The sequence below is a fragment of the Nesterenkonia sp. genome, assembly GCF_029265375.1.
Taxonomy (GTDB): domain Bacteria; phylum Actinomycetota; class Actinomycetes; order Actinomycetales; family Micrococcaceae; genus Nesterenkonia.
The window spans coordinates 159,662-180,174 of sequence record NZ_JAJUJJ010000002.1 but is presented as its reverse complement, the minus strand read 5'-3'; the positions used below and the strand labels follow the sequence as shown (position 1 = coordinate 180,174).

Genomic DNA, 20,513 nt, shown 5'->3' with positions numbered 1-20,513 from the left:
TACCGGCAGGTGTCATCGGGGCGTTACGGTGAATCATGGGAGACCTCCGTATCGGGTTGTGAGTGTCGTTACCCACACCGATATCGGAGGTCTCCTTTATCACTCAACCCCGTTCACAACGTTCCGGGGAACTACACCTAGAGGCCAGCCTCACACCACCAGGGTGCCCGGGCGACGGCGGCCAGCAACCTCCACAGTGGGCCAGTCCGGATCCACCGTCAGCGGCTCCAGCTGACCGCCGCGCAGCAGCATGGTGTCCTCCACCTTCACGCCGGGGGCCGAGGGGTTCCAGGCGAAGGCCTGGTTCTGCTGCACCAGATCCTCCACCCCCGAGGAGGCCCGCGGGTCCCGCCCCGCATAGCCGGCAGCCCCGCCCTGATGGTGGTTGCGCCACTCGTCACGGCTGAATCCGTGCCGGGCGTAGGCGGCCGCGCCGTCGTCGAGCACTTCGGCCAGACGCCGTCCCTCGACGGTGGCGTCGAAGAAGGCCGCCTCCACCTGCATGATTCTGCGCTGCGCATCGGCCTGGCGCGCATCCGGTTCCCCGGCGCGCACCCACCGGGTCAGGTTCGCAATGAGTCCGTGTCGACGCGCGCAGACCACCACCATGGCGCGCTCGCCGACCGGCTGCTCAGTGGGCAGCGGGTGCCGGTACTGGGCCCGGGCCGTCCCGGAGACCATCACCACCAGCGGGTCGGCGCCGGCTGCGACGATTGCTGCGGCGACCTCGGCGGCCAGCTGACGCTCGCTCATCTGGGGGCGGAAGCCGCTCAGCACGGCGGTCAGCGCCCGGGCGGAGTCTTCGCCCAGTCTGCGGAACCGCTGCTGCTCCGCCGGCAGCAGGGCGGCACGGGCTGCCCGCAGCTGGTCGGCATACTCGTCCTCGCCGCGGATGCGGCCGCGTCCGGCCAGCACCGAATCCAATGGGCTGTCCCAGGGCACAGCAGTCAGCTCGACGTCGTCGTCCAGCTCTTCGGCCGCCAGGCGTTCCGCCTCATTGGTGAAGGTCACCACCAGCTCGGTCTCCGGGCCCACCAGCACCGCGGCGATAGGTGGCCCCTGCAGCGAGGTATGCACCCGCGCTCCGCACAGATACCAGCTCACCGCGGCGGGACTGGTCAGCCAGACCGCCTCGTCGCCGGGCTCCAGCAGGCTGCAGATGCGGCTGCGCTTCACCGCGCGCTCGGAGGATTCGGCCTGGGGACGTTCCGTGGGGGAGGGAGGCATTCAATCACCTGCTTTTCTGGGGGCGTCCGGAGGCCCGGGACGCGACGCCTGAGCTGTTGAGTGAGAGGCACGTCACAGGATACAGTCCGAAGAAAGCGCATTCCTGCCCCTGCTGGCGGTGCGCGTCGTCCGGCCCTGACAGCTCCGACGAGGGGACACCTGTGAAACCCACCATTGCCCAGGTCACCACGCGCCTGCTCACACGTCAGATGCGCCGCCCGTGGGTGCCGGAGGCGCCCCGGATGCACGTGATCGTCACCGAGATCACTGACAGCGACGGCGCAGTGGGGACCGGATTCTCCTGGACTCCGACCATCGGCCCGCAGGCGGTTGCGGCACTGGTGGAGCATGACATTGCGCCCTTCCTCATCGGCCGCGAGGCCGACGCCGCTGACGTCTGGGAGCCGCTGTGGCGGCATCTGCACGAAGCAGGCGGAGGCGGGCTGACGACCATCGCCATGGCCGGGTCTGACCTGGCGCTGTGGGACTTGGCAGCCCGGCGCCGCGGCACCAGCGTGGTGGAGCTGCTGGGCCGACGGCACCAGAGCCTGCCCACCTACGGTTCGGGAGTGAACCTGCACTACAGCCTGGATGAGCTCGCAGAGCAGCTGCAGCGCTGGGTGGACGCCGGGCAGCCGGCGGTGAAGATCAAGGTCGGGTCCCCGCAGCTGCAGCGCGACGTCGAGCGGGTCAGGCTCGCCCGGGAGATCCTGGGGGAGGACCGGGCACTGATGATCGACGCCAATCAGCGCTGGGACCTGCAGACCGCGGAGGAGGCCATCAGCGCGCTGGCCGAGTACCGGCTCGAGTGGATTGAGGAGCCGCTGCGCGCCGATGACACCGCCGGCTACGCAGAGCTCAGCCGGCGGATCACCCGCAGCGGGCCGGGTGTGCCCATCGCCGCCGGGGAGAACCTGCACACCCGCTACCGGTTCGCCGAGCTCATGGCCGCCGACGGCGCTCAGGTGCTGCAGCCCAATATTGTGCGGGTAGGAGGCATCACGCCGTTCCTGCAGATCGCTGAGCTGGTCGCCGACTCGGGCCGGAGGCTGGCGCCGCACCTGCTGCCGGATCTCTCCGCCCAGCTGGCCCTCACCCTGCCGGAGCCGGTCTGGGTGGAGGACGTCGAGGACGCAGGTCTCTATGAGGTGGGCTTCCTCACCGAGCCCTCGCCGGTGCGGATTCAGGAGTGCCGCGCCGCCGTCGCACCGGCCGAAGGGCTTGGCCTGGCTTTCGCGGCCGACGCCTGAGCGCAGCTGTCGCGCGCCCAGCGCAGCGTGGGTGGGGCACTGCCGCCGGGGGCTCCGCATCCGCGCCGGCCGTTCCCAGCCGCTGAACCCCGTCACCTGCACTGCCGGCCGACGACACGGCCCCGCCCAGTGCCCAGTATCACCGCGCATATGTGATACGAGTCATAGTGCGGCGCTGAACTGCGCATCCGCTTGCAGGCCACCGCCGACCACAGGAGGGCCGCATGAGTGTCAGGGAGCAGGCGCTGACCCGGCTTCGCCGCTGCGACCCTGCCACGAAGAAGGCAGGACTGACCAACGGTCTGGCCGAACAGATCTCCGCCTCCGGGGTGGGGTTCGTCGCCCTCGGCGGCCCGCTGGAGGAGCGCTGGCACCAGGCGGTGGCCGAGCTTCAGCAGTGTGTGCGTCCGCTGGCGGCCAAGCAGCCGCCGGTGCTGCTCGAGGGCACGGACTATCCCGGCTGCTGGCTGGAGTCAACCGGCACCATCAGCGCGGAGGTGCTGTACCGGTTCGCCCCGGACACCGCCCAGCACACCATCAGCGTCTTCGCCGGCCATCAGCGCGCCGGCGGCCTGCTGCCCTACAAAGTCACCGATGAAGGCCCGGCGTTCACCCAGATCCAGCTGGTCACCCCGCTGGCCCGGTCGGTGTGGAACCACTACCGGCTGCACCGTCCCTCCCGCCGGTGGCTGCAGAGCATGTACAGCGCACTGGGCTGCGCCGATGACTGGCTGGCCACCTTCCGGGATACCCGCGGCACCGGCTGCGTGGAGGCGTTCTGCACATTCGACACCGGCCACGACCTCTCCCCGCGGTTCTGGCAGTCCCCGGACCGCTGCCTGCACGGCGATGCCGCTCAGTGTGACCCAGAGGCCGTGCAGATGCCCTATCTGGCTCCGGATCTCACAGCCCATCAGATGTGCCAACGGTCCTACCTTGGCCGTATGGCCGCGGAGCTGGGTGAAGACCCAGCTGAATGGCGGAGCAGAGCTGAGCAGAGCCGCCGCGCTCTCTTCCAGCGCTGCTTCAGCCGGCAGGACGGCACCTTCTACGACGTCGACGCCTACGGTCGATGGGTGCGGGTGCTCTCCGATGTGCTGCTGCGGGTGCTGGCCTGCGAGGCCGGAGACGATGAACTCTTCGACGCCGCCCTGGGCCGTTACCTGCTGCACACCGCGCATTTCCTCTCAGCCGGCGGCCTGACGTCGCTGTCACTGTCTGATCCGCGCTACGACTCCGACTACAGGCGCAACTCGTGGGCCGGGCCGGTCAATATGCTCACCCAGCTGCGGGCTCCTCACGCCTTCGAGCACCACGGCCGCCACGCGGAGCTGGGGCTGATCTCCCGCCCGGTGCTCTCGGCCCTGGCCGCAGCAGACCGCTTCTGCCAGTGCCTGGACCCGCACAGCGGCCAGGCCGGGCACTCCTCCGGCTACTCCCCGGCCATGCTGTGGCTGCTCGACGCGGTGGAGCGCTGGTTCGGAGTCATGCCCCTTCCCGGCGACGGGCTGGCCTTCACCTCCCTGGCGCCCACCCGCTTAGGAGGCAGCCTCGATGCTGAGGCCGTGGCCTATTCGCGCACCGTCGGCGGGCACCGCTTTGAGCTGGTCAGCGACGACGCCGGCAGCTCGGTCCACCGCAGTGCCGAGGAGATCCTGCGGTTCCCCCGCGGCTGGCGGGTGCTCACCGACGCTCAGGGCCGGCCGCACACAGTGGTGGCCGTGGCGCCCCACCGGGTTGCCGGGGTCCTGGAGGCTGGGGGTCAGACGCTGCAGCTGAGTCTGGAGCCCAACGAGCTGGTCCAGCTGCGCGATATGCGAATCACCGGGCGCAGCAGCCCTGGATTCACGGCTCCCAATGCCGCATAAGCCCCGCGGCCGATCGCCCCAATAGGCATCACATAGGTCGCTGAGTGCATCATTGACGCTCGCCGGGTCCCGCCGCGCCAGGTTCTCTGCAGCAGACGGTGCTCGCCCCGGTCTGGGGCGGACCTGCAGGCAGCGGCGCCGTCGCCGGTCTCCGCGGTGCCTGTGATGCAGGCCGCCGGAGCACCCCATGCGTGCTTGACCTCACAATGTGACCCCCCTTACAGTTGCAGAGCATAACTCTTGGAAAGCGATTTCCCACTAGGGGTGAGGTGGCAGCGATGCAGTCCCACACGCGTTCTGCCGACCGCTGGATCCCCAGTGGCGGCCATGACAGAAAGGCGGTCGGATGAGTGCCGTCGCAGAACTGAGTCAACTGAAGAAGCAGAAGGGCAAGGGCAAACGCCGGTATAAGGACAACCTGGCCGGCCATCTGTTCCTGGCTCCGTGGACCCTGGGGTTCTTCCTGATCACCCTGGCGCCCATGGTGGCCACGCTCTATCTGGCCTTCACCGACTACAACCTGCTGCAGCCTCCTGAATGGTCTGGGCTGGAGAATATCAACCGGATGTTCGGCGATGACCGGCTGCACAACTCGCTGGAGGTCACGTTCACCTACGTGTTCATCGGCGTGCCCCTGCAGCTGGTGGTCTCCCTGGCGGTGGCCATGCTGCTGGATCGGGGGATGAAGGGACTGCCGTTCTACCGCTCGGTGTTCTACCTGCCCTCCATGCTGGGCGCCTCAGTGGCCATCGCCGTGCTGTGGCGCCAGATCTTCGGCCACAGCGGCCTGATCAACCAGCTGCTGGCACTGGTCGGAGTGGAGGGCCGCGGCTGGGTCTCCAGTCCGGACACCGCGCTGAGCACGCTGATCATCCTGCACGTGTGGACCTTCGGCGCCCCGATGGTGATCTTCCTGGCCGGCCTGCGCCAGATACCGGATATGTACTACGAGGCCGCATCCATCGATGGAGCGGGGAAGATCAAGCAGTTCTTCACCATCACCATTCCGCTGCTGACCCCGATCATCTTCTTCAACCTGATCATGCAGCTGATCGGCGCCTTCCAGAACTTCACCCAGGCGTTCATCGTCTCCGGCGGCTCCGGCGGTCCAGCCGATTCCACCCTGTTCTACACGCTCTACCTCTATCAGCAGGGCTTCGGGCGATTCGATATGGGCTACGCGGCTGCGATGGCGTGGCTGCTGGTGCTGATCATCGCCTCCCTGACCGCCATCAACTTCTTCCTCGCCAAGTATTGGGTGCACTACGATGACTGAGACCACACAGAACCCTACCGGTGACACCGTCGGCCGAGCCCAGGGCATCAGTGCCGAGAAGCGCGAAGCCACCGCGGCTCTGGCCCGCCCCCGCACCGGAAGCTCCGGCCCGGCCGCCCCCATGCGCCAGCTGACTCCGGCGGCCCAGAGGACGCGCAGCGTCATCAAGCATGTGCTGCTGATTCTGGCCTCGCTGGCCATGATCTACCCGCTGCTGTGGATGGTGGTCTCCTCACTGAGGCCCAATGAGCTGATCTTCCGCGAACCCGGAATCCTGCTGACCACCTTTGAGTTCGACAACTACATTCAGGGCTGGAATGCGCTGAGCCACCCGTTCAGCCACTTCCTGCTCAACTCGGCCATCGTGGTCTTCGGCTCCATCCTGGCGAACCTGGTCTCCTGCTCCATGGCGGCCTACGCGTTCGCGCGGCTGGACTTCAAGTTCAAGACCCCCATGTTCGTGGTGATGCTGCTGTCGATCATGCTTCCGGTGCATGTGGTAATCATTCCGCAGTACATCCTGTTCTCGAACTTCGGCTGGGTGAACACCTTCCTGCCGCTGATCGTGCCGAAGATCCTGGCCACCGACGCCTTCTTCATCTTCCTGATGGTTCAGTTCATCCGCGGCATTCCGCGTGACCTGGACGAGGCGGCCCGGGTCGACGGCGCCGGCCATATCCGCATCTTCGTGCAGATCATGTTGCCGCTGATGACCCCGGCTCTGGCGACCACCACCATCTTCACCTTCATGTGGACCTGGAACGACTTCTTCAGCCAGCTGATCTACCTGACCTCGCCCGATATGTACACCGTCCCGCTGGCGCTGCGCGCGTTCATCGACTCCACCGGCGAGTCCAACTGGGGCGGCATGTTCGCGATGTCGATCATCTCCATCCTGCCGCTGTTCATCATCTTCCTGGTGGGCCAGCGGTTCCTCATCAAGGGCATGGTCACCACCGGCATCAAATAACCGTGCCGGTTCAGCTGAAAGCGGCCCGACGCTGGCATCACGACGGCGGACGGCCGCTTTCGGCGTCCCGGGACCACATACCTGAAACGCATTGCACAATACGGAATGGGTCTGCGGTCGCGGCGCCCGCACACCTGAAGGAGCGCGCACAGTGAGCACCGAGAAATCCCGCACCCGGTATGTGGTCATCGGCCTGGGCAGCCGGTGCATGATGTACCTCGACGCCATCGCAGACAGCCATGCCGATGTGGCTGAGCTGGTCGGCATCGCCGACACCAACCCTGGACGAGCCGACTTCCATCAGCAGCGGCTGCAGCAGCTGCACGGTCTCCAGGTGCCCACCTTTGAGCCGGAGGCGTTGGCCTCGGTGATCGGTGAGCAGAGGGTTGACCGGGTGATCATCACCAGCCCGGACTTCACCCATGCGGACCTCATTGTGGAGTCGCTGACCGCTGGAGCAGACGCAGTGGTGGAGAAGCCGCTGACCGTGGATGCGGCCTCCAGCGCCCGGATCGCCCGAGCGGTGGAGCAGAGCGGCCGCACCGTCACCGTCACCTTCAACTACCGCTACTCCCCGCGCAACACCGCCCTGAAGGCCGCTATCCAGGCTGGAGAGATCGGCCAGGTCACCTCCGTGGACTTCAGCTGGGTGCTGGACACAGTGCACGGAGCTGACTACTTCCGGCGCTGGCACCGGCAGAAGGAGTACTCCGGCGGCCTGCTGGTCCATAAGGCATCCCACCACTTCGATCTGGTCAACTGGTGGCTGGCCGATGCTCCGCAGCGGGTCTATGCCTCCGGCGGGCTGAAGTTCTACGGCGCGGAGAACGCAGCCCGGCGCGGCATCACCCCGCAGGGCCGCGGCACCCGCGAGGGCGCCCAGACGGACCCCTTCGCCCTGGACCTGCGCACTGATGAGAAGCTGCGCAGCCTCTACCTGGACAATGAGCACCACGACGGCTATCTGCGCGACCAGGACGTCTTCTCCGAAGGCATCACCATTGAGGACAACCTCGCGCTGGTGGTCGACTACGCCTCCGGTGCGGTGCTGAACTATTCGCTGAACGCGCACAGCCCCTGGGAGGGATACCGTGTGGCCGTCAACGGCACCGAAGGCCGCCTGGAGCTGGACGTGGTGGAGCGGGCCGCCGTGCTGCCGGCAGAAGGCGGAGTGCCGGTGGATCCCTCTGTGACCGATGACGAGCAGTCCAGCGCGGTCCGGGCCGCAGGGGAGCGGCTGGTGCTGCAGCGGCACTGGGAAGAGGCGCGGGAGATCACCATCGTCAACGGTGAGGGCTCCCACGGAGGCGGTGACAAGCTGCTCCTCGACGACATCTTCCGCGGACCCGGTGAGGATCCCTACCGCCGGCCGGCCGGCCTGACCGACGGGATCCAGGCCATCGCAGTGGGCGTATGCGGCAACAAGTCGCTGCAGACCCGGCTGCCGGTGGAGGTGGCTGAGGTGGAGCTGGGTCTGCCCGGCGCAGCCGGAGGGGGCTCACACCATGGGTGAGCGCATCCTCGTCACCGGTGGTTCCGGCCGGTTGGGCCGCAGCGTGGTGGCCGGCTTCAGCGCCGCCGGCCACCAGGTGATCAGCGTGGACCGTGCCGAGCCTGAGCAGCCGACCCCCGGGGTGGACCACCGCAGCGCGGACCTGCTCGACGCCGAGGCCACCGCCCAGCTCTTCGCCGAGGTCCGGCCCGACGCCGTCGTCTCCCTGGCCGCGATTGCGGTCCCGTTCAGCGCCCCGGAGGACGTGATCCTCACCACCAACGCCGCCATCGCTCATAACGTGACAGCTGCTGCGGTGGCGGCCGGCGCCGGCACCGTCATCATCGCTTCCAGCCCCTCGATCATGGGGTACGGCTCCCCGGCCGGTTGGGTCCCACCGAGGCTTCCGCTGGATGAGGAGGTCACCCCGCAGCCGTGGCACGCCTACGGGCTGAGCAAGTATGTGGCCGAACAGGTGGCCTCCATGTTTGCCCAGCAGACCTCCGAGGTGAAGTTCATCAGCTTCCGGCCCTGCTACGTCATCGCCCCCGAGGAGTGGGAGGGCGCACCGACCCAGCAGGGCCACACAGTGGCTGAGCGGCTGGATGATCCCGCACTCTCAGCCCCGGCTCTGTTCAACTACGTCGACGCCCGGGACGTCACCGACTTCCTGCTCGCCGCGCTGCAGCAGGCCGACCAGGTTCCCAACGGCAGTGTGTTCTTTGTGGGCGCGGCCGATGCACTGGCGCGCAGGCCGCTGGCCGAACTCATTCCCGAGCACTTTCCGCAGCTGGCCCGGCTGGCCGCGCCGTTGACCGGGTCCTCGCCCGCTTTCAGCGTGGAGAAGGCCCGCCGGATGCTGGGCTGGCAGCCCCAGCGCAGCTGGCGCACCGAACTGCGCTGAGGCTGGCCGGTCCAGGTGCCCGCCGGGAGCATCCGCAGGCGGCCGGGGCGCAGGCCGCTGGGCCTGCGGGCTCTCACTCCGCGTAGGTATTGGCGATGTAGACGTCGCAGGTCGCATTGTGGGAGACCGAATTGGCCACGCTGCCCAGGACCCGGCGCATCCCGCGCATATGCTTATTGCCCACCACAATGATCTCTGCGTCGGTCTTGTCCGCATAGTCGACCAGCGCCTCGGCAGCCTTGCCGTGCACCGAGCGCGGCAGGATCTTCAGGCCCTCAGTCTTCAGGGAGTCCGCCGCAGCCTGGGCCACCTCATGGGCCTTGCCGGCGTCGGAGACCACCCACTGCTCTGAGCCGGTGGAGACGACCTCGGTGCGGTCATTGGCGTAGGCGCAGACCACGTGCAGCGTGGCACCCAGGGTTGAGGCAAGGTCTCGGGCCTTCTCCGCAGCCTTCTGAGCTGTGGGGCTGCCGTCGACTCCGACGACGATGGGACCTGTCATAGTGCGCTCCTTCTCGGGTCAGCTGGCCGATGGTGGCGTCATCAGCGTAGACGACGACGCCGCATCCCGGTGCCAGCGGCCCGGGATGAACAGCGGCGAACCGCCGGCGGCGCAGCCAGGCCCCGGGAGCAGACGCCGCCCAGTGCCGGGAGCGGTCATGCCGCGGTTCAGCTGATGGCGCCTTCGATCTCCGCGTGCAGCGCCTCGGCGACCTCCTCCGGGGACATCCGGCCGAAGAACAGCTCATCCTCATACCGCATGACAATGTCCTGGACCGAACCGTAGCCCTCCGGCTGCAGCGGCGGAGCATCGCTGACGTATTCGCCGACCTCTTCGTTGTACTCCAGCACCCGGGCCTCCAGGTCATCCAGATCCTCGCGGATCAGATCGCGGATGGACTCATTGCCCGGAATGCCACGCTCGATCTGCTGCAGCTGCCCGGCCTCCTCATTGTTGACCAGGAAGTCCACCAGCATCTGGGCCTCCTCCGGATGGTCCGAGCCGGCGTAGACGGAGTAGAACATGGAGGCCTTGTAGTACATCTCCGCCTCCGAGGCGCTGCCGGTCTCACTGGGCAGCATCAGCGGCTCCAGGTCGACCCCTTCATTGCTGGAGAGTGCCACCAGCATGGTGTCCCAGGCGGGGAACAGGGCCGCCTCCCCAGTGGCCACCAGGGTCTGCTCGCGGGAGATGCCGCGCTGCTCGGCGATCTCCGCCGGTTCCGGGTAGGCGCCGGCCTCCTGGAACTCCAGCTGACGTTCCAGGTAGGGGACGATGTCCTCGGGCTCCCAGGTCAGCTGGCCCTGCTCATCGACCATGCTGGTGCCCAGGTTCTGCCGGATCCACGCTTCCAGGCCGGCGCTGTCGAACGGGCCGGCCGCTCCGTAGGCATCCGTGTTCTCAGAGATCTCCGTGGTGATCTCCAGCAGGTCCTCCCAGGTCCAGGAGGTGTCGTCGGGCATCTCTACCCCGGCCTCTTCGAAGAGGTCCGGATTGGAGGCGTAGGTCAGCGAGGTGGACCCCACCGGCATGGCGTAGAGGGCGTCCTCATGGCGCCCGGTGTCGATGAGCTCCTCGGTGAACTCGCTGGTGTCGATGATCGACTCATCCAGCTCCAGCAGCACGCCGTTCTCGATGTACTCGCGCAGATAGACCAGGTCCATCTGCACCACGTCCGGGGTGTCCTGCGCAGCGGTCTGGGTGGCCAGCTGGTCCCAGTAGCCGTCCCACTCGGTGTACTGCACATCCACTGTGATGTTGGGGTGCTCCTCCTCGAAGAGCGCGATCATCTCCTGGGTGTAGTCATGACGGACGTCGCCGCCCCACCAGGTCATGGTCAGCGTGACGTTCTCGTCTCCGCCGTCGCCGCCGTCGCCGCTCCCGCAGGCGCTGAGGGCCAGGGCGGCGGCCGAGAGGGCCGCAGCCGTCTGCACTGCTGATCTGCGCATCGTGGTGTACCCCTTGCATCCATGGTTTGTCTTATGGTGCGTCAATAATAGCGGCGCAGGCGCCGGTCTGTGAAGTGGATCACCGCGGCCGGGCTCCCGTTCCCTGCTTCACATCGCGGCTCTGACCAGCAGTGATGCGATGCAGGGTCGATCCCCCCGCCCCCAGGGTCTCATCGCCCCGTCCCCAGGGCGGGGCTGGTGAGACCAGCGGAGCGGATCAGAGCAGCGAATCTGCTAGCCGAACCAGCTCCTGGACGGTGCGCCGGCCGTCGAGCACTACGGCCCGCAGACTCCGCCGCACCTGCTGGCCGGGGGCCAGTTCCAGCGCGGTGTCCCACGCCAATGACATGCCCGCCCCCGGGTAGCCGGAGTGCCGGACGAACCAGGGGTCGGGATTGGGCGCCGGCGGCTGATCCCCGAAGCTGCCAGGGTCCCCGCAGCTGCCGGATGCGCCCGGACCCTCGCCCGCGCCGCGCAGCAGCAGCACAGTGGCCGGGCCGCCGTGGCCGCGGCGGTGGGGCAGCGGAGCGAACTCGGCACTGATGGCCAGCCAGTCGGTCACGGTGCCGTGGACGCCGTCTTCGCCCTCGGCCTCCGCGGTGAGGATCAGGGCGTCCTCCAGGTGGGGAAGCCGCCAGAAGAATCCCCCGTACCCGCCGCCGATCCGCCCATTGGATCCGGGGCTGCCCAGTGAGACCGGCTGATCGGCAGCCGGGGTCAGGGCAAAGCTGAAGTCCATGCTCCAGCCCTCCTCGCCCCCGGCGGTGACCCGGACCTCCCGCTGCTCCCGCAGCACAGCGCTGCCGGAGGCTGCGATCCAGTCCAGCTGCTGACGAAGCAGCTGGCCGCCGTCGTGCTCTTCGATCTGTGTGCCGGTGGCCAGGATCCTGCCGTGGTCCCTCCGCCACACATAGCGCCCGGCCTCACGGGTGTAGGTCCGGCCGCCCCAGAAGTTGTTGCCGGAGACGTCCTGCAGCGCCACGCCCACACCCAGGTGCCAGGTATGGTCCTCCGGCTGCTGATCAGAGACGATCACCTCTCCCAGCGTGCGCACGGCGTCCAGGAACGGCCGCGGCGAATCTGTGGGGGAGATGTCGGCGCCGCTGCGCAGATCGGCTACTGGCACGCTGCGGCCCTGTGTGCGCACACTGAGGGAGCCTTCCAGCTCCGGTTCGGCGGCCCATGGCGCGCCCAGTGAGGAGAACGACGACGGCGCCTTGACCGCGCGGGCGGCGAAGCGCTCGATGCCCGGCACGATGGGATGCCGCTCGCCCCCGTCCCCGGCGAACTGAAGCAGCTCGGCGGGGATGGGCCGCGGATCGTCGGCGGTGCGCACCGCCTCCAGCACGTGCATGAAGGGGCCGTGCCCCTCCAGCGGGGAGAGCAGCCGCTCGGCCTCGCCGCGGCGGACCTGCAGCAGGTTCTCCAGCAGATCGGTGCGCCCGAAGCTCAGCCGCTGCTGAGACTGACCGTTCGGATGGACCACCAGCTCGTCCCGGGTGTAGAAGAACTCGGCATAGCCCTCAGTGCCGTAGATGCTCACCCACGGGTCCTGCTGCTCGGGGGCGCACAGGGTCAGCGCCGCGGTCACCGGGATGCCCGATGCCGTGCGGATGCGCACCAGCGAGGTGTCGTCGGCCTCGATCTGGTGGGCATGGTGCAGCTCGCACTCCAGCTGGTCGAGATCCTCCTCGGCCGCGGCCCCAGCAATCCGCAGGGCGGTGGCCACCGCGTGGGCCAGCGGGTTGGTGACCACCCCGTCGACCACCTGCTGGCCGTCCAGCACCCGCCGGCCGGCCCACCGGGCCCGCTGGTAATAGGACTCGGTGCGCAGCCACAGGCCGGTGGCGCCCACCGCCCGCAGTGCCCCCAAGGTGCCCCGGCCGAGCGTGCTCCCCTCCGACCTCCGATGCTCGGGCAAGCCGCTGCCGGGCCGGCTGCCGGCTTCGGGCTGCCGGTCTTCACTCGCCTCAGCACCAGTGCCGCTCGGGCCAGCACCGGCGCCGCTGCCCAGCCCGGGCGGGGCCCACACTCCGTCGAACAGCGCCTCGATCGTTTCCAGGGCGTGGGATCCCAGGGACTGGAAGCCCACCTGCACCAGACGTCCTGCCTCCTCCGCCGCCGCACAGAGCCTCCGGTGCTGGTCCAGGGTGGCCGTGGGCGGCTTCTCCAGCAGCACATCGGCGCCCATCTGTACCGCACTGAGCGCCAGCTCGAAGTGAGTGCTGATCGGGGTGGAGACGATCACCACGTCCGGCTGGTGGCCTGCCTGCTGCACCTCAGCCAGGGTGCGGTAGACCGGAATATCTCCGCGCACCTCGGGCCCGGGATCGCTCAGCGAGACCCCGGCGACCAGCCGGGCGGTGCCGCGCTCGGCCAGCCGCTGCAGGTTCTTCAGGTGCTGGCGGCCGTAGCCGTCGAGGCCGATCAGCAGGACAGTCTGGGCGTCAGCGGACATCATTCCCCTGGGTCAGTGACGATGTTTCGGCGGCGGTGGTTCTGCGGCGGGGCGCACCTGGCGGCAGCCGAGCCGCAACCTCTTGAAACTACCAGACCCCAGTGATACACATCACCCAAGCGCGGCCGCAGAAGTCCGCACCGGATCCTCACGCGGGCGCGCTCGCAGCCTCGGCGCCGCAGACAAGGAGGGCCCGCCGTGACCTCAAGAGCACCTCAGACGCAGACATCCCCACCCGGCGCCGCCAGGCGGTCAGTCCCGCCGCTGCCGCGCCCCCGCCGATCGCGGCGCCGACTCCCTCAGCTGGTGGCGGGCCTGTGCGCCGCCGCTGTGCTGCTCAGCGGCTGCGGCGACGGCGGCGACGGCGGCGACGGTGACAGGGGCGGCCAGGGCGGTGAGGAGGAGGTCACGCTGCGCTTCGTCTGGTGGGGCTCAGATGCTCGCCACCAGAACACCGAGGAGATCATCGCAGCCTTCGAAGATGAGCACCCGAACATCACCATCGAGCCGACCTACAGCGAATGGGACGGCTACTGGGACACCCTGGCCACCCAGACCGCCGCCGGCGACGCCCCGGACATCATCCAGATGGACGAGCTGTACCTGCGCGAATACGCCGACCGCGGCGCGCTGCTGGAGCTCACCGACGTCGACGTCTCCCAGTTCGATGAGACCGTGGTGGAAAGCGGCAGCGCCGACGGCGGGCTCTACGGCGTCACCCTGGGCATCAACGCCTTCACCATCCTGGCCAACCCGGACCTGTTCGAGCAGGCGGGAGTGGAGATGCCCGACGAGTCCACCTGGACCTGGGAGGACTATCAGCAGATCGCCGGTGAGATCAGCGAGAACCTCGACGGCGCCTGGGGCTCAGGCAACTTCGACGAGACCGGAGGCTTCCAGACCTGGGCGCGGCAGCACGGCGGCCACCTCAGTGACGAGGACGGCCAGCTGGGCTTCGACGCCGCCACCGCGGAGAGCTACTTCCAGCTGTTCCTGGACATGATGCACGACGGTGCGGCCCCACCGGCCTCTGCCATGTCCGAGGACCAGGCGGTCAGCCCGGACCAGTCCATGACCACCACCGGGGAGGTGGCCATGCGTCCCTGGTGGAGCAATCAGGCCGTGGCGCTGACCGAATCCTCCGGTGCGGAACTGGAGCTGCTGCGCTTCCCCAGCCACACCGGGCAGGCCGCCGATGCCGCGCCCTGGTACAAGTCCTCCATGTTCCTCTCCGTCAGCTCCGGCACGGAGCACCCGGAAGAGGCTCAGGAGTTTGTGGACTTCTTCGTCAACTCGGAGGAGGCGGCCATGATCGATATGGCTGAGCGCGGTATTCCGCCCAATGCGGAGATCCGGGAGACGATCACCGAGCAGCTCGACGGCGCTCAGCTGCGCGTGGCCGAGTACATCGAAGACCTCGCTGATGACCTGGGCGAGGCCGAACCGGTCCCGGCCATGGGCGGATCGACATTCCCGAGCATCCTGTACCGCTACCACGATGAGGTGCTCTTCGAACGCATGACCCCTGCGGAGGCGGCCGAGGCGATGATCGCCGAGATGGAGGCCGAAATTCAGTAGCCGCCGGCGCTGGTCGAAGACCGGATCGTCAGCGCCTGCGGCCGCTGCTGCGCTGACCTGCAGTCCCGGGTCGTCGGGCGGCGGAGGGCACCCGCATCCCGGCGGTGCCAGGGGGAAACTTTCGTGCAAACGTTTCCCCAATGTGGGGAGCATCACATACAGTGGTGCTCCGAAAGATATCCGGGATGCCGCACACCCCGCGATTGAATCGATTTACCAGCGGCGAAGGCCGCCGAATCACACACCGAATGAAGGGGACCCAGATGAGACGAAGCACCTGGACAAAGGTCGCAGGCTTAAGCCTGGTCGGGGCGCTGGCCCTGACCGCCTGTGGAGGAGACGCCGACGGCACTGACGGCGGCGGTGAGGCCGGCGGCGAGCAGGAGGAGGTGCAGCTGCGCTTCGCCTGGTGGGGCTCTGAGCACCGCAACGCCAACACCCAGGCCATCATCGACGACTTCATGGAGGAGCACCCGCACATCTCCATCGAAGGCGAATTCAACGACTGGACCGGCTACCAGGACCAGCTGGCCACCCAGGTGGCCGGAGGCAGCCCGCCGGACATCGTGCAGCTGGACGATGAGTTCATCCGCGAGTACGCCGACCGCGGGGCCCTGCTGGAGCTGACCGAAGTGGATCTCTCCGCACTCGATCAAGCCGTAGTGGAGGGCGGACAGTCCGAAGGGGTGCAGTACGCGATCCCCACCGGCGTCAACGCCCTGACCATGCTGGCCAACCCGGAGCTGTTTGAGGAAGCCGGGGTGGAGATCCCCGACGACACCACCTGGACTTGGGACGACTTTATGGAGATCTCTCAGACCATCCATGAGGAGACCGGCGCCTACGGCATCAACAACCCGATCCCCCAGGTGCTGATGATCTGGATGCGTCAGCAGGAAGGACACCTCTTCGCCGAGGACGGTCAGCTGGCCATGACCGTGGATCAGGCGGAGGAGTACTTCACGCTGCTGAAGGACATGATGGACGTCGGCGCTCTGCCCTCAGCCTCTGAGCTGGTGGAGGAGAACGCCGCGGTCATGGAGGACTCCCTGATCGCCACCGGCGGAGCAGCGCTGGGTCTGTCCTGGACCAACCAGCTGCCCGCCCAGACCGAAGCCTCCGGGCTGGACCTGATTCCGCTGCGGTTCCCCAGCTACACCGGCAACGCTGAGGACAACGGGCTGTGGTTCAAGAACACCATGCTGATCGGGGCCACCGCCCAGACCGAGCACCCCGAAGAGGCCCAGATGTTCATCGACTACTTCATCAACTCTGAAGAAGCCGGTATGCACAACATGATGGACCGCGGCCTGCCGGTGAACCAGCAGGTGCGCGAGGCTGTCATGGCCGAGGTGGAGGGACCGGACCTGGTCGCCGCCGAGCTCATCACCGAGCTGCAGGACGAGATCACCGAGTCCGAGCCCATGCCGCCGGTGGGCTTCACCGGCGTGGTGGAGACCATCACCCTGCGCAGCGAAGATGTCTTCTTCGAGCGCGCCACCCCGCGCGAGGCCGCCGAGTCCCTGGTCAGCGAGATCGAGTCCATCCTGGAGAGCGAGGGCTGATTCGATGAGGATGCGCGCAGCTGCCCGTGCCGCTGCGACTGCGCTGGTCGCCGCCGTCGTCGTCACCGCCTGCGGGTCTGACGGCGACGGCGGCGGTGGCCAGGCAGACCAGGAGAAGGAGGTGCAGCTGCGCTTCGCCTTCTGGGGATCGGACACCCGGGTCCGCAACACCGAGGAGATCATCGAGGAGTTCAACCAGGACTACCCGCATATCCAGGTGGAGATCGAGTTCAACGACTGGAGCGGCTTCTGGGACCAGCTGAACACCCAGATGGCCGCCGGGGACGCCCCGGACATCTTCCAGATGGACGCCCCGTACCTGCGTGAGTACGGCGAGCGGGGCACTCTGCTGGACCTCTCCGATGTGGATCTGAGCCACATCCCGGATGAGATCGTCGACTCCGGGACCATCGACGGCGAGTACTACGGCCTGGCCTCCGGGGTCAATGCGGTGGCAATTGTGGCCAATCCGCGCCTGTTCGAGGAGGCCGGAATCCCGATGCCGGATGACACCACCTGGACCTGGGATGACTGGGAGCAGATCGCCGAGCAGATCAGCACCGAGCTCGACGGGGTCTACGGCTCCTCCGGGCCCACGGAGCCGCAGCTGTTCCAGGTGTGGCTGCGCCAGCAGGGCCTGTTCTTCAACGACGACGACGGCGAGCTCGGCTTCACCGCTGAGGACCTGCAGGAATACTTCAGCTGGCAGGACCAGCTGCTGGCCGACGGCGTCTTCCCACCGGCGGAAGTGATGGTGGAGCAGGCCTCGAGCAGCCAGGACCAGTCCCTTGAGGCCACCGGCCAGGCAGCGATGGCCTTCAGCTGGACCAACCTGCTCGGCGCGCTCACCGACGCCGCCGGTGAGGAGCTGACCCTGCTGCGGCTGCCCAGCCCCACCGGGGATATGGCCGACGCTCAGCAGTGGTACAACACCGGGATGGTCTCCGCCTCGGCGCAGACCGAGCACCCGGAGGAAGTGATCACCTTCCTGGACTTCTTCGTCAATGACGAACGCTCGGCACTGATCAACATGACAGACCGCGGCCTCTCGGCCAACACCGAGATCCGTGAGGTGCTCATGGAGGAGATGGACGAGGCCAATCAGGAGGCTGCACAGTTCATCACCGATATTGAGGACGAGCTCGGCCCGCCCGAACCGGTGCCCGCCACCGGCTTCGGCAATGTGGCCGAAATCCTCAACCGCTACCAGGAGGAGATATTCTTCGACAGGATGAGCCCGCAGGAGGCGGCAGAGTCTGCCTTCACCGATCTGCAGGATGCGATCGGCTGACACCACCGGCCGGCGGAAGCAGCGCCTGCCCACCGCAGAGGAGGACCATGCGCCCTGACCAGCTGCACGCCGGATTCCGGAACCCGGATCCGGACGCCCGGGTGATGATGCGCTGGTGGTGGTTCGGCCCCGACGTCGACCGGGATGATCTCACCCGCGACCTCGACCATATGGCCGCAGCCGGGCTGGGCGGGGTCGAATGCGCCTTCGTCTACCCGATGGGGGCCACTGCCGGAACGTTCGGCTCCCAGCAGTTCCTCGACGACGTCGCCTACGCCGCGTCCGCCGCCGAAGCCCGGGGGCTGAGGTTCGACCTCACCCTGGGCTCGGGCTGGCCCTACGGCGGTCCGCATATCGATGAGCGCACCGCCTCCCGGCGGCTGCACTTCGAACGTCACGAGGTCCGCATGGAGCCGGCCCGGATCCCGGTGCCCACCTGCTGGCCCGGCGATGAGTTCGTCGCCGCCTTCATCGCCGACGGCACTCCGGCCGAGACCTACGACGGCTTCACCCCGGTGCCCACCGATGACACCGGTGAGCACCTGCTGGTCCCCGCCGGGCGCGGCCCCCGGGTGCTGCTGACGGTGGTCTCGCGCATCTCCGGGCAGACCTTGAAGCGCGCCGCCCGCGGAGCCGAGGGCTGGGTGCTGGACCATCTCTCCGCCGAGGCCACCCGGGCCCATATCGATGCCGTGGCCGAACCCCTGGTGGATGCGGCCGGTTCCGAACGGATCGGCACCGTCTTCTGCGACTCGCTGGAGGTCTACGACGCCGGCTGGACTCCCCGCATGCCGGAGGAGTTCCGCCGCCGCCGCGGCTACGATCTGCTCCCGCAGCTGTGGAAGCTGCCGCAGACTGACGAGGCCACCCGCCAGCTGCGGGCCGACTATCACCGCACCGCCACGGAGCTGCTAGAGGAGAACTTCATCGCGGTGATGAGCCGCTGGGCGGAATCCCGCGGCCTGCGGTTCCGCATACAGGCCTACGGCCAGCCGCCGGCCACGGTGAGCTCCTACCGCTATGCTCACGCCTTCGAAGGCGAGGGCTGGGGGTGGAACCGGATCACCGCATGCCGCTGGGCCTCCTCCGCCGCACAGATCTACGGCCGGGACGTGGTCTCCTCCGAATGCTGGACCTGGAACCATTCGCCCTCTTTCCGCTCCACGCCGCTGGACCTCCTCGGCGAGGCCCACGACCACCTGCTGATGGGCATCAACCACTTCGTCGGCCACGGGTGGCCCACTACCGACCACCCTGAGGATCCCCGGGAACTGGGCAGGATCTTCTACGCCTCTGCGGCCCTGGACTCCCGAAACGCCTGGTGGGACGCCGCACCGTCGCTGTGGGGGACACTGCACCGGCTGGCCTGGCTGATGCGGCAGGGAACCCGGATCTCCGACGTCGGAATCTACGTTCCGGCCCGCGATATCTATGCCGGCTTCTCCGCCGCGGGGCGGATAGACCTGTTCAAGGAGGCGCAGCTGTACATCGGTGGTGAGCTGCCGGAGACCATCCGCACCGCTGGAAGCGACTTCGACCTCTTCGACGACGACGCCGTGGAGCACCTGGACCCGGCCCGGTTCCCCGTGGTGGTGCTGCCCTGCGCCTCCGATATTCCGGAGCCGACCCGGCAGTGGCTTCAGCAGGTCGCCCGTGCCGGCGGCACCGTAGTGGACCTGGGAGGCACTGCCGGGATCGGGCAGCCGCTGTCCGATGCAGCAGGGCTGGCTGCGCTGCTGCGGCCGGCCGTGGGCCTGCGACGGGTGTCCGGCGCGGAGGCCGGTGGGCAGCCGGAGACCAACACAGCCGTCGCGGTGACCACCCGGCAGCTTCCCTCAGGTGCGCGCATCCACCTGGTGGTCAACACCTCCGCCGAGACCCAGCCGGTGCAGCTGAGCCTGGGCGGCGCGGAGGGCACCGTCGTGGAGCGCTGGGACCCGGAGACCGGAGAGGTCAGGGCCCACTGGGACACCGCTGAGATCACCCTGGGCCTTCAGGCGTATGAGGCCGCTGTGCTGGTGCAGCATACTGACGCTCAGCGCCGTCGGAACCTGCCGGCGGCCCAGCCGGAGCTCTCCGGCCAGCGGCGTGAGGAGCTGAGCCGGTGGAGCGTGCAGTTTCCCGACCAGACGCAGCCCCAGCCGGTGACCCTGCCGCACCAGTGGGAGCAGGACCCTCAGCGGTCCAGGTACTCCGGCAGCGCGATCTACACCACCGAGGTGCAGATCCCCGCCGATGCCAAGCGCATCGTCCTGGACTTCGGCGCCGCCGAGCCCCACACTCTGGAGGACCCGGCCTCCGCCGGGCTGATGGAAGCATCCTTCTCTGCCGAGGTGCGGCCCCCGGTTGGGACGGTCGCCGCTGTGCTCATCGACTCCGCGCCGGCCGGCGTGGTGTGGAAGACCCCCTACCGCCTGGAGATCACTGACGCAGTCCGACCCGGCGCGCGCCATCAGCTGCAGCTGGTGGTCTCCAACGTCACCAGCCATACCCTCGCCGAGGATCAGGGGCTGCGCAGGCGTGTGGCGCAGGCCGAGGAGAACTTCGGAAAGCGCTTCGGCATCCAAGCCCTGGAGCTGGCCCTGGCGGATGTGTCCTCCGGACTGCTGGCCGCTCCGCACCTGGTGTACAGCTGATCATTCCTCTGCGGAATGGAGAGATGTTGAATCGGCACAGAGATTCAG

General features: G+C 68.0%; 14 protein-coding genes. 10 read left to right on the top strand and 4 right to left on the bottom strand.

Going from position 1 to position 20,513, the window contains the following annotated elements:
- Positions 1–150: 150 nt before the first annotated feature.
- Positions 151–1,227: a M24 family metallopeptidase gene (locus Q1K09_RS01650; protein WP_300342653.1), complete on the bottom strand. Its 1,077-nt coding sequence runs from the start codon at positions 1,225–1,227 to the stop codon at positions 151–153.
- A 209-nt stretch (positions 1,228–1,436) separates the two neighbouring features.
- Here Q1K09_RS01650 and Q1K09_RS01645 point away from each other — a divergent pair, with 209 nt between their 5' ends.
- The 6 genes from Q1K09_RS01645 (at position 1,437) to Q1K09_RS01620 (ending at position 8,987) form a co-directional block, all read left to right on the top strand.
- Entirely contained in the window at positions 1,437–2,477 is a 1,041-nt protein-coding gene (locus Q1K09_RS01645; RefSeq protein WP_300342666.1) for a mandelate racemase/muconate lactonizing enzyme family protein, read from the top strand.
- Between the two features lie 224 nt (positions 2,478–2,701).
- Positions 2,702–4,345, top strand: a complete 1,644-nt coding sequence (locus Q1K09_RS01640) for a hypothetical protein (protein WP_300342651.1) — start codon at positions 2,702–2,704, stop codon at positions 4,343–4,345.
- A 346-nt stretch (positions 4,346–4,691) separates the two neighbouring features.
- Positions 4,692–5,621, top strand: a complete 930-nt coding sequence (locus tag Q1K09_RS01635) for a sugar ABC transporter permease (RefSeq protein WP_300342650.1) — start codon at positions 4,692–4,694, stop codon at positions 5,619–5,621.
- Between the two features lie 121 nt (positions 5,622–5,742).
- Entirely contained in the window at positions 5,743–6,591 is an 849-nt protein-coding gene (locus Q1K09_RS01630; protein ID WP_300342664.1) for a carbohydrate ABC transporter permease, read from the top strand.
- A 151-nt stretch (positions 6,592–6,742) separates the two neighbouring features.
- Positions 6,743–8,104: a Gfo/Idh/MocA family protein gene (locus Q1K09_RS01625; RefSeq protein WP_300342648.1), complete on the top strand. Its 1,362-nt coding sequence runs from the start codon at positions 6,743–6,745 to the stop codon at positions 8,102–8,104.
- The gene (locus tag Q1K09_RS01620; RefSeq protein WP_300342647.1) at positions 8,097–8,987 is read left to right on the top strand and encodes an NAD(P)-dependent oxidoreductase; all 891 of its coding nucleotides are present in this window, start codon (positions 8,097–8,099) and stop codon (positions 8,985–8,987) included. The genes Q1K09_RS01625 and Q1K09_RS01620 overlap by 8 nt, the downstream gene beginning before the upstream one ends.
- 73 nt (positions 8,988–9,060) lie before the next feature.
- On the opposite strand, the gene Q1K09_RS01615 is transcribed toward Q1K09_RS01620, so the two are convergent.
- The 3 genes from Q1K09_RS01615 to Q1K09_RS01605 all read right to left on the bottom strand — a co-directional run bounded on the left by Q1K09_RS01615 (position 9,061) and on the right by Q1K09_RS01605 (position 13,398).
- The gene (locus tag Q1K09_RS01615) at positions 9,061–9,489 is read right to left on the bottom strand and encodes a universal stress protein (protein WP_300342646.1); all 429 of its coding nucleotides are present in this window, start codon (positions 9,487–9,489) and stop codon (positions 9,061–9,063) included.
- 167 nt (positions 9,490–9,656) lie between these two features.
- Positions 9,657–10,937: an ABC transporter substrate-binding protein gene (locus Q1K09_RS01610; protein ID WP_300342645.1), complete on the bottom strand. Its 1,281-nt coding sequence runs from the start codon at positions 10,935–10,937 to the stop codon at positions 9,657–9,659.
- 217 nt (positions 10,938–11,154) lie between these two features.
- A complete protein-coding gene (locus Q1K09_RS01605) occupies positions 11,155–13,398 on the bottom strand; it encodes a DUF6807 family protein (RefSeq protein ID WP_300342644.1) in 2,244 nt (747 codons plus the stop codon).
- 303 nt (positions 13,399–13,701) lie between these two features.
- Here Q1K09_RS01605 and Q1K09_RS01600 point away from each other — a divergent pair, with 303 nt between their 5' ends.
- From Q1K09_RS01600 to Q1K09_RS01585, 4 genes are all read left to right on the top strand, one after another.
- Entirely contained in the window at positions 13,702–14,973 is a 1,272-nt protein-coding gene (locus Q1K09_RS01600; protein ID WP_300342643.1) for a sugar ABC transporter substrate-binding protein, read from the top strand.
- A gap of 263 nt (positions 14,974–15,236) precedes the next feature.
- Positions 15,237–16,538, top strand: coding sequence for an ABC transporter substrate-binding protein (locus tag Q1K09_RS01595; protein WP_300342642.1), 1,302 nt, complete (start codon positions 15,237–15,239; stop codon positions 16,536–16,538).
- 10 nt (positions 16,539–16,548) lie between these two features.
- A complete protein-coding gene (locus Q1K09_RS01590) occupies positions 16,549–17,829 on the top strand; it encodes an extracellular solute-binding protein (RefSeq protein ID WP_300342640.1) in 1,281 nt (426 codons plus the stop codon).
- A gap of 47 nt (positions 17,830–17,876) precedes the next feature.
- Positions 17,877–20,465 carry a glycosyl hydrolase gene (locus tag Q1K09_RS01585; protein WP_300342639.1) on the top strand — a complete coding sequence of 863 codons (2,589 nt, stop codon included), beginning with the start codon at positions 17,877–17,879 and terminating at the stop codon, positions 20,463–20,465.
- Positions 20,466–20,513 lie beyond the last annotated feature (48 nt).

Coding starts and splice junctions, on each gene's coding strand:
- Q1K09_RS01640 (WP_300342651.1), top strand. CDS start 2,702: ATGAGTGTCAGGGAGCAGGCGCTGACCCGGCTTCGCCGCTGCGACCCT.
- Q1K09_RS01615 (WP_300342646.1), bottom strand. CDS start 9,489: ATGACAGGTCCCATCGTCGTCGGAGTCGACGGCAGCCCCACAGCTCAG.
- Q1K09_RS01610 (WP_300342645.1), bottom strand. CDS start 10,937: ATGCGCAGATCAGCAGTGCAGACGGCTGCGGCCCTCTCGGCCGCCGCC.
- Q1K09_RS01645 (WP_300342666.1), top strand. CDS start 1,437: ATGCGCCGCCCGTGGGTGCCGGAGGCGCCCCGGATGCACGTGATCGTC.
- Q1K09_RS01590 (WP_300342640.1), top strand. CDS start 16,549: ATGCGCGCAGCTGCCCGTGCCGCTGCGACTGCGCTGGTCGCCGCCGTC.
- Q1K09_RS01585 (WP_300342639.1), top strand. CDS start 17,877: ATGCGCCCTGACCAGCTGCACGCCGGATTCCGGAACCCGGATCCGGAC.
- Q1K09_RS01650 (WP_300342653.1), bottom strand. CDS start 1,227: ATGCCTCCCTCCCCCACGGAACGTCCCCAGGCCGAATCCTCCGAGCGC.
- Q1K09_RS01620 (WP_300342647.1), top strand. CDS start 8,097: ATGGGTGAGCGCATCCTCGTCACCGGTGGTTCCGGCCGGTTGGGCCGC.
- Q1K09_RS01605 (WP_300342644.1), bottom strand. CDS start 13,398: ATGATGTCCGCTGACGCCCAGACTGTCCTGCTGATCGGCCTCGACGGC.
- Q1K09_RS01635 (WP_300342650.1), top strand. CDS start 4,692: ATGAGTGCCGTCGCAGAACTGAGTCAACTGAAGAAGCAGAAGGGCAAG.
- Q1K09_RS01630 (WP_300342664.1), top strand. CDS start 5,743: ATGCGCCAGCTGACTCCGGCGGCCCAGAGGACGCGCAGCGTCATCAAG.
- Q1K09_RS01595 (WP_300342642.1), top strand. CDS start 15,237: ATGAGACGAAGCACCTGGACAAAGGTCGCAGGCTTAAGCCTGGTCGGG.